This window comes from Cohnella yongneupensis (genome assembly GCF_042655785.1).
Taxonomy (GTDB): Bacteria; Bacillota; Bacilli; order Paenibacillales; family Paenibacillaceae; genus Cohnella; species Cohnella yongneupensis.
In genome coordinates this window covers 34,163-45,270 of sequence record NZ_JBHSNC010000049.1, presented here as the reverse complement: position 1 = coordinate 45,270, position 11,108 = coordinate 34,163, and the positions used below count along the sequence as shown (strand labels likewise).

At 46.4% G+C, this 11,108-nt stretch carries 10 protein-coding genes; 5 read left to right on the top strand and 5 right to left on the bottom strand.

Annotation, left to right across the window (positions count from 1 at the left end; genetic code table 11):
* Positions 1-199: 199 nt before the first annotated feature.
* From ACFPQ4_RS16350 to ACFPQ4_RS16335, 4 genes are all read left to right on the top strand, one after another.
* Positions 200-835, top strand: coding sequence for a hypothetical protein (locus ACFPQ4_RS16350; protein ID WP_378112947.1), 636 nt, complete (start codon positions 200-202; stop codon positions 833-835).
* A gap of 89 nt (positions 836-924) precedes the next feature.
* Positions 925-2,412 (top strand): tyrosine-type recombinase/integrase, encoded by a 1,488-nt coding sequence (locus ACFPQ4_RS16345; protein WP_378112946.1) that lies wholly within the window; start codon positions 925-927, stop codon positions 2,410-2,412.
* 12 nt (positions 2,413-2,424) lie between these two features.
* Positions 2,425-3,534, top strand: a complete 1,110-nt coding sequence (locus ACFPQ4_RS16340; protein ID WP_378112945.1) for a tyrosine-type recombinase/integrase — start codon at positions 2,425-2,427, stop codon at positions 3,532-3,534.
* A gap of 5 nt (positions 3,535-3,539) precedes the next feature.
* Positions 3,540-4,469 (top strand): tyrosine-type recombinase/integrase, encoded by a 930-nt coding sequence (locus ACFPQ4_RS16335; protein WP_378112944.1) that lies wholly within the window; start codon positions 3,540-3,542, stop codon positions 4,467-4,469.
* A gap of 95 nt (positions 4,470-4,564) precedes the next feature.
* On the opposite strand, the gene ACFPQ4_RS16330 is transcribed toward ACFPQ4_RS16335, so the two are convergent.
* Positions 4,565-5,917 carry a protein kinase domain-containing protein gene (locus ACFPQ4_RS16330; RefSeq protein ID WP_378112943.1) on the bottom strand — a complete coding sequence of 451 codons (1,353 nt, stop codon included), beginning with the start codon at positions 5,915-5,917 and terminating at the stop codon, positions 4,565-4,567.
* Between the two features lie 221 nt (positions 5,918-6,138).
* Here ACFPQ4_RS16330 and ACFPQ4_RS16325 point away from each other — a divergent pair, with 221 nt between their 5' ends.
* Positions 6,139-7,311, top strand: coding sequence for a site-specific integrase (locus tag ACFPQ4_RS16325; RefSeq protein ID WP_378112942.1), 1,173 nt, complete (start codon positions 6,139-6,141; stop codon positions 7,309-7,311).
* Positions 7,312-7,378: 67 nt separating this feature from the next.
* Here the strand turns inward: ACFPQ4_RS16325 and ACFPQ4_RS16320 are convergent, their stop codons facing one another.
* The 4 genes from ACFPQ4_RS16320 to ACFPQ4_RS16305 form a co-directional block, all read right to left on the bottom strand.
* Positions 7,379-7,579, bottom strand: a complete 201-nt coding sequence (locus ACFPQ4_RS16320; protein WP_378112941.1) for a hypothetical protein — start codon at positions 7,577-7,579, stop codon at positions 7,379-7,381.
* A 276-nt stretch (positions 7,580-7,855) separates the two neighbouring features.
* Positions 7,856-9,346: a 23S rRNA (uracil(1939)-C(5))-methyltransferase RlmD gene (rlmD, locus tag ACFPQ4_RS16315; RefSeq protein WP_378112940.1), complete on the bottom strand. Its 1,491-nt coding sequence runs from the start codon at positions 9,344-9,346 to the stop codon at positions 7,856-7,858.
* Complete coding sequence (locus tag ACFPQ4_RS16310) at positions 9,343-10,311, bottom strand: diacylglycerol kinase (RefSeq protein ID WP_378112939.1); 969 nt, start codon at positions 10,309-10,311, stop codon at positions 9,343-9,345. Before ACFPQ4_RS16310 ends, rlmD begins: the two co-directional genes overlap by 4 nt.
* The gene (locus tag ACFPQ4_RS16305) at positions 10,308-11,081 is read right to left on the bottom strand and encodes a sirohydrochlorin chelatase (protein ID WP_378112938.1); all 774 of its coding nucleotides are present in this window, start codon (positions 11,079-11,081) and stop codon (positions 10,308-10,310) included. The genes ACFPQ4_RS16310 and ACFPQ4_RS16305 overlap by 4 nt, the downstream gene beginning before the upstream one ends.
* Between the last annotated feature and the right edge of the window lie 27 nt (positions 11,082-11,108).

Here is an 11,108-nt window from a genome sequence, read left to right as displayed (position 1 = left end):
TTTTCCCGTCAATTCGTGGACAACTAACACCGTCTAGTGCTGGACGAATTACGCTAGCTCTAACAAGAAGTATGTGAAAGAAGCGCAAAAACCTCTATCAAACATTTACAATTTGAAAGAGGCTAGAAAAGACATCCTTAACCTTACTTATTACGAACTCCTTATCATGCAAAGTTCGAGGAAAAGATGGGAGACATTAATGAGTGAATCTAGTCTCCATTTTCGAAGAGCCTTATGTGCAGCCACCTACAATATTAAGCAAAATGAAATTGCCAAAAAATTAGACATAACGGAAGCCGCAGTCAGCAAATTATTCAACGGATTTAACATGCCAAAATGGCCAAAGCCATTCTCTTTAAGCATACTTCTTGATCATCCCTGGCAGCTTGTCAACATGATAAAGCCCGATATGGATTCGTTTAAACAAAACCCTGAGTATTTTATTCCTGGGGTTTCAAAGCAAGCCCAACTAAATGAACTTGCTCAAGAACGTGACAAAACAAAAAGTATTTGCGGGTTCAAACTTTTAAATCCACAGTTATTGTTTAATCAAGAGGAAACTATAACGGGAAGATGGGTAACCACTTACCCTGAATTGGATTACTTCGAGTTTCATCTTACATATGACCCTTTGGTGGACCATGTGCTTCGCAAAAAAGTCGTAACCCTGTTTCCTGAAGCGAGATACATTGTTAAAACTTTTCGGCCTTGCAGGCCCAAGCACGATCGTGCATTTCGCGTGATTTTCCCCAAAAATCAGCCATCCCTTTCTTATGTGGGCATGATTCATGAATTAAAGAATTTTCGAGATGAAACCGAGTGCCATGAGTTATAACCAGATACTTTACTCCAAGTTAAGTTTTTTCTCCACCTTCTGAATCCTGTCCATGCTAATACCATTGAATGATGAGTGGAGGCATGGACATGGACCGTTTCGAAAATTCTTCAAATAACCAACCTCAAATTAACAACCACCACCATGCAAAAACCCAAGAATCTTTTCGGCAGAATTCTTCTTTTGCCGAAAAGATTCTTGACGTTTCGGGTATTTTCTCCCTGCACAGTGACGATCATGACATTAGGAAAGTCACACGGGAGAAGGTGGAAAACATGCTGTATGCGAAGCAGTTAGATCAGGCTCAAAAAGAAATCCCTTACTTAGGTCAACAAGCGATTAATCCATGGCTGTGGGAGAACAAGGTGCAAACAGAAATTCTCGCAAACTTGTTGCGAGAATTTCTAAGTCATGCCATGGAAAATGCACCACTTGTTTTCATCAAGAAGTTTGAACATGCGCGGAAGCTGCAGATTTTGACTGCGAAGCTATATGGCGTTCCTTCGGATCAAATTCGAGATGAGCAGCTCCTTGATGCTAAATCCCTTCAACGTGGCATTCATCATCTGCCTAAGGATGAGTTAACATCCTCGCTTTTTCATTTTTTAATGGAGAAATCGATACAAGCTGGTTTACTAAATGAAAAGATCCCCGCGAAGAAACCTCACAAGTCGCCTCCTCTGCATCCAAGGATACTGAGCTTCAAAATGCATATGGAGGAACAAGGATTTGCCCGTAAACATATTCGGAACTACGTAACATGCGTTCAACAGCTTTTTATGTGGTTATGTGCAAATGTTCGAGTATTTGCCGCTACTTCTCCAGATGCAATTTCAATATTGCAAATTCAAAATGAACATTTGCTCATGTACCGCACCTACAAACTTAAACTGATCAAGGAGGGACTGTGCAGCCCAATCACTTTTGAGCACAGCATATATGCCATTCGATCTTTTTACGGTTTTTTGAGAGATCGTTATGGATACAACGCTCCACTTCAGCGATTTCGTGCGATAAGTGCCCCGCGTTACAGTCCTCGTGAAATTCCAACGGATGAGCAAATTGATGCTCTATTCCAAGTTGTAAAACAGTACGCAAGAGATCCTATCCTTGAACAGCTTGGATACCGATTCATGTTAGACCTGGGCTTAAGACTATCTGAGGTGGCGAATATCAAATGGAAAGATATTAACCTGGGAGCACGAACGATTGTCACCCACAGTAAAGGAAAGAAGGCCCATTTCCTACCACTCTCAGTGGAATTGAAGAAGCTATTGCTGGAGGTTCAGAATTATCCTTCTGCGACGTACGTCATGGGAAAGACGCCTTCCATCATTAAGCGTGAATTGTATGAGAACTTTAAACTTTACGCCATGATTGCGGCATGGCCGTTTCCCGGCGGCGTTCATTTGTTTCGCCATATCTTTATCACGCGCCTTGCTTACAAAAAGCGCCTACCACAAGCGATAAAAGAAGTTGCGCGTGTAAAAATGCTGAATACCGTCGGTTTGTATATACATATGGCAAACCAAGACGAGCACCTAATCAGCGAAATCAATAAGTTAAATTACGATTAAGGAGAGAAGCCAATGCCAATATTTGATGATGTTGTAACGAATGAAGTGGCGCTTGAAGAAACGCTTTTACAACTGGCAGATCAGTTTGGACCGGATTCGTTTATGCGGATGGTGCATCAGCTGGTGCCTTCAAACATCGATAAAGCAAAACAGCACGAAGATATCCCTCTCGATGATGCAGTGCTTCATTACTTTGAGAGTGATTCATTTCAAATTTTAGCACCCTCATCGCAGCAGGCTTACCGGTGCGAAATGAGACTATTCGTGCGCCATTGCCGAGATCAAAAAGGAGACAATCCATTCCTCAAGGAGGTTATTTCTGCTGTCTTTTTGACCGAGTATTTGGCTCACGCACAAAAGCTCAATACCCGTAACAAAAAGGCCGCGTTTTTAAGAAGCTTCCTTGGGGAATCGTGCGCACATTTTTTTCACAGTGATATCGGCAAACTTAAGAGGGTCCTCTCCATCGAAATCGATCGAAACCGCGAGCCACGTGCTTTTACCAAAGAACAATTGGATGAGATCCGTTGCCTTGTCCGACTCGGTCGTGAAGCCCACCGAAACTTCACCATCTTATGGACCTTTCTCGGAACCGGTATACGGTTAAGCGAATTGTTATTTTTGCAAGTTGGAGATATTGTTCCATCCCGACAAGAAATTCTTGTGCGTGGAAAGGGAAACAAGGGATACAAGCAGCCGAACAAGATAACTAAAAATGCCCTTGAAATCCTACTTGCATACGTGAGTTTTCGTTATCAGGGCGTACATGACACCCCAGATTATCGCGAGCGGTACATCTTTTCCGATGACAAGGGAATATCTCCCCTGCATAAAAGCACCGTTCAGAAAATGTTTGCCTCGTTGATTGATGAGGCGAAATCGATACCGGAATCTGATAAAAAACAGTATCAATTGTCCGTACACTCACTACGGCATTCCTTTGCTTTATATTTGCTCGAAGGAGGCGTTGACATATATAAAATTAAAGAACTGATGCGTCACAAATGGCTTAGTTCAACAGAAGTATATTTGAAACTATTTGACAGCATGCTGGTCACAGCAATCGACCAGCATCCCTTAGCCCAGCTTAAATTCAGTGATCTCTTTGAATTTAGGGGGTAATTTGAATGACTCTTTTGCTTCAATCAGGTTATTTTCAATTTTGGAGTGAACATTTCAGACGTAGCAGCAGTACGAAGCAGACCTATATTACCGCTTTGAAAAGGTTCGAAGCCTTCCTGTTAAAGGAAGGCTTCGAAGGAACTCTTGATTTTGACCGATTTCATGCCAGTCGTGCACAACCAGATAGATACTCACCTATTCAGCGTCAAGTCATTGACCGTTTTATTCTTGATTTAAAGCAAAATGGTCAAGCATCGGACCGCACGTTGGCGGTCACCATTACTGTGCTTAAACGCTTTTTTGAGTTTCTTCACGACACGGAGATGATACAGCAAAATCCGATGATTGGTTACCGTCGGCCTAAAATCGAAAGTCCGATTCAGAACACCGCATTATCCATAGAAGAGTGCTACGCTCTTCTTAAGGCTGCGTTACTTAAGGACCCTTTTTATCGGCAGGAATTTGTGTTTATCTGGTTCATGTTAATCACTGGGCTGCGTAAAAACGAGGTTCGCTTTCTTCGACGGAAACGGGTGAACTTGGAGACAAGGATTGTGCATGTCTTTGATGCTCAAAAAACTAAGCAGCTACCTATTGCGATCCCCGAAGACCTCACCGCAGAACTTGAACGATACATTCAACATCCAAAATATTCAAAACATGCAAATCAGGGGGATGAGTACCTATTCCATCAGCAAGGAAAGATTATGTCAATATATAAAATTAAAAAAATGTTATCCGATCTCTCTCGTGATGCGGGACTGTCTAGGCAAATTCGTCCGCATGATCTTAGAAGAACAGCTGGATATTTAATGCAAACTGGCGGCATGAATATTGTAGAAATTCAGCATCAGCTACGTCATAAAAACCTAGGGACCACGTTACGATACGTTCCGCCCCTAGTAGATTTAATTAAAATCCTCGAGGATACATGAAGCCGCTCCGGTACACATACGGGTTCTCCAGTTCATCTTGCCGGCCACTTGCGTACGGCTCATGACCCTGCCTGCGTAGTCAGTCCCTTACTGCATTACATTACTAAAGAAACGACCCCTTTTCTTTTTTTAATCATTTGGCCGATGATTTTTCGCCACTTCTTATACCCTTCTTTATCGTCACTAAATAACTGCATCAAGAAATTGTAATATGTAATCGGATCAAATTCATTCATATCAACTACGATTTTCTGATTAATTTCATCAAAAAAGTCTTCTATCTCTATTCCCAATTCATCTGACTCATTAAAATAGGAATGTTGAAATAATCCTGAAAAGAACACTTTGATTGATTTTTCGCTACAATGTTCAATAAAGTAAGCTAATAGTTTCATGATATCTATGAATGGAGATTTAATCAACAAACCAGAAAGATCAAATAGTAGTGGAACGTCATTAGCACCTGAATTAAAGAGAAATGCATCTGCCCAGAGGAATTCAATTATAAAATCTAAAGATGCATTAACATAATCTGCCGATGTTTTATTACCGTCCGTGTAATGATACTTTCTTACCTTTGTCCACTCTGTCACTCGTAGAAAATACCTAATTGCAGGATCACTTATTAAATCTTCATACTCGTGTATTTCAGGAAGCAATTTACTTATTGTTTGTGTTAACAACCAGGCCGCCCGAGTATCCGATAATTCTTTGAATTCCCGGGTATTTGTACGACTAGTGCCAAAATCTAATATTTTTATGTTTTCATCAGGAGTTACAATTACATTATCCAAATGTAAATCACCATGATAGATATTCTGATCATGAATTTGATCTAATGTAGTTATTATTTTTTTCCCGACACGTAATCTAGTTCTCAACGGTGGTTTCTTTCTCAACCATTTTTCTAACGTCTTGCCTTCAATAAGATCAAACTCAGCAAACAAATAATCATTTAATTTACTTGCATATCTGACTTTTACAACATTGGGGTTCGTTTCTCCAGCTACGGTTTGCTTTCTAACCTCATAGAGTGGCTTGTCTTCGTCATCTATTTGTAGCCAGAGCTTAAGAGCCAAGGATACCTGCAACGTTGGGTCTTCGCACTCCAAAACTACACCATTTGCCCCAGAGCCGAGTAACCCCCTAATCTTCCGATTAATCAAATTAAAATGGAGTTCCTCTGTATTGATGTTTACAATATTTTCGTCTTGTCTGACTGCAATAACAGTATTCTCAACAATAGTAAAATCGATATTATCTAATGTCATTCCATCCTTGAGGATGTAACATGTTCTCAAAATTTTTTCGTTTTTTATTCTTTTCTTCTTTTGTTCGAGTATTAAGTTTATAAATTCCGTTAGAGCTACACTCCAAGTACTGGTCATTGCTATAGGAATTTCTTTCGATATACCATTATCGCTTTCCATTTTGATTACTTGATACATGTGCCTTCCTCCAGTCACCAGCTCGCGCACGACATAAAAGATAAATAATCCTATCACAAAAAGTAATTACTAAAATTTATAACCCTGACTGACTAAGGTGGTAATACCGCGGTCTGATTTCAATCCTTAGGTAGCAATCTATCATACAGACAAATAGTCTTGTTTCTTAATAATTGGAAATAATGATGTTATCAATATATAACATCGGGGTTGAATAATGAATGGCTAACATCCAAAAGCGCGGCGACAATTCGTGGTTTTTGACGGTCAACGCGGGCAAAGACATAAACGGAAAATACAAACGCTTCACCAAAACAGTTCATTGCCGAACAAAACGTGAAGCTGAAAGCGAATATGCAAAATTTCGCTTGGAGGTTGAAGCCGAGGAATACATTGCACCCGAAAAGATGACCTTCGGTGCATTTGTTGAAGAATGGTATTCTAAGTATGCCGTTAAACACCTTGCATTTAAAACCCTCTATACATGCAGAACCAACTTGAAGATCAGAATCCTCCCCGCTTTTCAACACATTCCAATCAAGGATATCAAACCACTTCACGTCGTCGATTACTTAGACAAGCTTGAGAAAAATAACAGCCGACGGGATAAAAAGAGTGGCGGACTTTCATCCGGATCGATTCAAATTAACCACCGCATTTTAAAAAACATATTTAAACGTGCTGTGGAATGGAGAGTCATCAAACGTAATCCTGTGAATGATGTTCAAAAACCAAAGGTTACATCTAAAGAAGTTGTTCCATACGATGAAACCGAAGTTTCCGAAATGCTGCGTGCTCTGCAAAAGGAACCTTACCACTGGAGAATATTAATCACTGTTGCTTTGACAACAGGTCTTCGTCGCAGTGAACTTCTTGGACTCGAGTGGAAGCATGTCGACTTAAGCTCAGGCGTTATTGATGTAAAGCAAACAATGGTTCACGCCAATAAAGGAGAAGTCATCGTAAAACAGCCAAAAACAAAAAAATCGGTACGCAAGGTTGCCCTACCATCATCTGTGCTTGAGGAACTAAAGGAATACCACGCCTACAGAATCAAGGAACGAAATGACATGGGCGATGCATGGAATGGCGGTGAATGGTTTTTCCTTTTCTCCCACGCGAATGGGCACCCCCTACATCACGAGCGCCCCTATCAATGGTTCAGGCAATTTGTTCAGAAGAACAAACTTCGGTATATCCGATTCCATGATCTTCGGCATACGTCCGCCACGTTACTGATTAACCAGGGCGTCCATGCCAAAATCATATCGGAACGACTCGGACACGGAAGCATTACGACAACCATGAACATCTATGGCCATGCACTTCGGACAGCCGATCAAGCTGCTGCGGATAAGTTCGATTCGCTTTTCACCATAAAAACAGCACAATGACAAGGAAGAGACGCTCGAGTTGGTCATAACCTCGGCGTCTCTTCGTACCTTTTGACTTTCAATTGTTTTATTCTTCACTTAGTTGTTTAGGTGTCCCCATCTTCATTACCCTTTGAGCTTGATAAACAAAATATTTTTGAACTTGTTGTCCTGCGGCAGCCCCCAGTAATTTGGATGCTCTAATCGCCTCGGATGGATGATCGTTGGTATACTCGTCCATTTCTTTGATGCTCATATCTTTAAATTCGTCATTAGTTTTTCGCGCCATCACAATCACCTCGCTAAATAATAATGCCCGTTTTTTAAGATTTGATTCCACACCCTTGTCTAATGACCCATTGCTTTTGTTTTCATTTTTGCTGTAACTCCAATTTTGGATTCCGCAAAGAGACGCTCGGGTTATCCCGGCGTCTCTTCGGTTCTTATGGGCTGGATTTTTACATCACTTTTACATCAACGACATTTTTCGACCACTGTATCACAACTTTAAAATTGCTGTATCACTCCACAAAACCCAGTCAGGACAAGGGATCTCATTCCCTGTTCAATCCCTCACCAACCAAGCCACGCACTCCACATGCCCCGTATGCGGGAACATATCCACTGGCTGCACCTCTACCGTTCGATACCCGCCATCCTCGAGCAATCTCAAATCTCTTGCCAGCGTTGACGGATCACAAGAGACGTAGACGATGCGCGCCGGCTTCAACTCCAACATAGTAGCGATAAGCGCCGGATCGCAGCCTTTGCGGGGAGGGTCGACGACGATGACATCGGGCGTGATGCCCTTACTCTGCCAGCGGGGCATGACGACTTCGGCCGCACCGACTTCGAACTCGGCATTCCTTATATCATTGAGCAACGCATTCCTCCGCGCATCCTCGATGGCCTCGGGAATGATCTCTACGCCATATACCCTCCGAGCATAGCGAGCCAAAAACAACGTAATCGTACCGATCCCACAATAAGCGTCGATAACCGTCTCTTCGCCGGTGAGCCGGGCATAATCCACCGCAGCGCGGTAAAGTCTCTCCGTCTGAACCGGGTTCACCTGGAAGAACGAGCGAGGCGAGATCGCGAAGCGAATGTCGCCGATCTCATCGTATATCACTTCCTCGCCCCACAATACCCTTGTCACATCGCCCATCACGACCGGAGTCGCTGCGGTGTTCACGTTCTGGCAGACGCTGACGAGTCCGGGCACTTGCTCGCGGATGAGTCCGATCCATTCGTCGACATACGGGATATCGAGACCGTTCGTGACGAGTACGACCATGCGCTGGCCCGTCGCTTGCGCATGCCGCACGACGACATGGCGAAGCAGGCCGCGACCGGTCGCGCGGTTGTAAGCGGGGATGCCCAGCTCGCGCGCCACGGACTTGACCGCTCGCACCAACGCTTCGTTCTCTTCCTGCTGAATCAGGCAAGCGTCCATATCGACGACGTCGTTGCTTCCTTGTTCATAGAACCCGCCGATGAGCCCCGCTTCGCCTGAGCCAATCGGCACCTGCGCCTTGTTGCGATAACGCCAAGGCTTGTCCATGCCGATAACCGGATGTACGACAACGAGAGAATGCTCGGTTGTCCTTGACGACTCATCGCCATCGCCGTCGTCCGCCGACACCTTCAACTTCCCGATCCGCTCCAAGCTGCTAATCACATGCTGCCGCTTCCACCGCAGCTGCGCCGCATAGTCGAAGTGCTGCAGCTGACAGCCGCCGCACGAATCATAGATCGGACAAGGCGCCTCGCGCCGGTCCGAACTTACTTTCAACACCTTAACCGTCCGCGCGCGGCCGAACGACTTGCCGATACTGGAAACCTCCGCTCGCACACGCTCGTCCGGCAACGCACCACGAACAAAAAGGGTATAGCCCTCGTACCGGCCTACCCCTTCTCCGTCATGCGTTAACCCTATAATGTCGCATTCCACGACTTGTCCGACCGCGACCGGCACGCCGGCAAGCGCGGCAACCGGCGCACGCGAACCCGATACATGCCGTCCCCGACCGCCATTCGACTTGCGTCCGCTCATAGCATCAGCGCCCGGTTCGGCCCGCCGTTCTTGCGATAGGAAGACTCTCCGCTCTCATCGACGATGATTCGAATATGCGAAGGCAGCATATCGAATACGCACGGTAGCGTTCCTCCGAATTCGCCGTCCAAGTTCAGCTGAACGCGCGAGCTCGATTCCACCTGGATCCGGTTGCTCCGGAAATGCAAGAAATGCGAGTCGTTCATGACGGGCTCGCCGCGCATGACCAGCGTCGCGAGGCGGAAAAACTCCGGCAAGCTGCATTTGCGAAGCGCGATGAAGTCGAACAGTCCGTCGCTCGTGCTCGCGTCTGGCAATAGCTTGTCGAAGCCGGCCACCGAGTTGCTGTTCGCGATCAAGAACAGCATGAACTCTTCCTCGAACTCTCCCACGCCGTCCGCGGAAATCTTCAGCGGCGTCGGGTGAAGCTTCGCGACCTTCTCGATGCCCTTCATATAATAGGCCAGCTGACCGACCATCGTCTTCAGCTTGCTCGGTACTTCATAAGTAAGCTCCGTAAGAGAGCCGCCGCCCGCGATATTAATGAAATATCGGCCGTTCGCGCGACCTACGTCCACCGGAGTCGAATAGTTGCGCGTAATGAGATCGCAAGCGCCCTCCCAATGACGCGGGATACCGTGCGCCCGCGCGAAGTCGTTCGTCGTTCCAAGCGGTAACAAGCCTAGCGCAGGCCGATGCTCTTGCCCCGCGAGCCCGTGCACGACTTCGTTCAACGTGCCGTCTCCGCCCGCTGCGATGACGATATCGAAGCCGCGCTCCGCCGCGTCCGCCGCCGCTTGCGTAGCGTCGCCTTTGCATTCGGTCGCGTGGCACGACGTCTCGATGCCGCCTCTCTCCAGTCGTTGCAAGATCGCCGGCAGCTTGCGGCGAATCTCTTCCCTGCCGGAAGTCGGATTATAGATTAATCGTGCTCTTAATTTATCCAATCCAGATCCCCTCTTCATCCATCATTCAATTGCCATTCCTTCGCCTTGCGCACGATCCACTCCGCGATGCGCGGATGCGGCATGTAGGTCCTGCCGGAATACCGGCATTCCATTCCGCTCAGCTCGCGCGGAATGACGATCGACGTGAAATACCCTTCGCTAAGGAACAGAGGAACGGCAATCACCGCATGCCCCGCATGCCGTTCTCGCAATTCCCCGAATTTCTCCGCGACCTCGTCAAGCTGAAGCAGTGCGCCCAAGCAATCGCCGAAGCCGCCGCGCTCGATCAATTGCCGCCCGATCGAAGCCATGCCGCTCTCCCAAGCTTCCTTGAACCCCGGCTCCTTGCTGCCATGCCCAATGAGCAATAGACTCTCCTCGCCGGCGTTGACGGAGAGCTCTTGCAAGCGATCGAGCAGCACGTCGACGATTTCCGGATCATCGTCCATCGGCGCGCCGTACGTAAGCTTGGCTTTTACTTCGACGCGAGCCAATTCCGTCTCCGTCCGAGCTTCGGCATACGCGCCGAGCGCCCATCCGATCTCGTCGACGTGCGTGCTGCCCGAAGAGACGAACAAAGGCAGTGCCAGCATCCGATTGACGCCGGATGCTTCGAGCCTGCTCACGCCGTCTTGGATCAGTCGCCCCTCGACCAATTCAAGGAATGCCGCCTCAACCGCCATTTCATTGCCCAGCGCAGACCGAACGGCTTCGACCGTACGATCTACGAGCGCTACCCAGCCCGCTTCTCGCGATCCATGGCTAATAATCAATAGGCCCGGTTGCATGTTCGCGCGCGCCCCCAGTCTCTTCCA

Bases quoted from the DNA above. Each gene is read 5' to 3' on its own strand.
- ACFPQ4_RS16345 (WP_378112946.1), top strand. From the start codon at position 925: ATGGACCGTTTCGAAAATTCTTCAAATAACCAACCTCAAATTAACAAC.
- ACFPQ4_RS16310 (WP_378112939.1), bottom strand. From the start codon at position 10,311: ATGAAGAGGGGATCTGGATTGGATAAATTAAGAGCACGATTAATCTAT.
- rlmD (WP_378112940.1), bottom strand. From the start codon at position 9,346: ATGAGCGGACGCAAGTCGAATGGCGGTCGGGGACGGCATGTATCGGGT.
- ACFPQ4_RS16350 (WP_378112947.1), top strand. From the start codon at position 200: ATGAGTGAATCTAGTCTCCATTTTCGAAGAGCCTTATGTGCAGCCACC.
- ACFPQ4_RS16320 (WP_378112941.1), bottom strand. From the start codon at position 7,579: ATGGCGCGAAAAACTAATGACGAATTTAAAGATATGAGCATCAAAGAA.
- ACFPQ4_RS16330 (WP_378112943.1), bottom strand. From the start codon at position 5,917: ATGTATCAAGTAATCAAAATGGAAAGCGATAATGGTATATCGAAAGAA.
- ACFPQ4_RS16325 (WP_378112942.1), top strand. From the start codon at position 6,139: ATGGCTAACATCCAAAAGCGCGGCGACAATTCGTGGTTTTTGACGGTC.
- ACFPQ4_RS16340 (WP_378112945.1), top strand. From the start codon at position 2,425: ATGCCAATATTTGATGATGTTGTAACGAATGAAGTGGCGCTTGAAGAA.
- ACFPQ4_RS16305 (WP_378112938.1), bottom strand. From the start codon at position 11,081: ATGCAACCGGGCCTATTGATTATTAGCCATGGATCGCGAGAAGCGGGC.
- ACFPQ4_RS16335 (WP_378112944.1), top strand. From the start codon at position 3,540: ATGACTCTTTTGCTTCAATCAGGTTATTTTCAATTTTGGAGTGAACAT.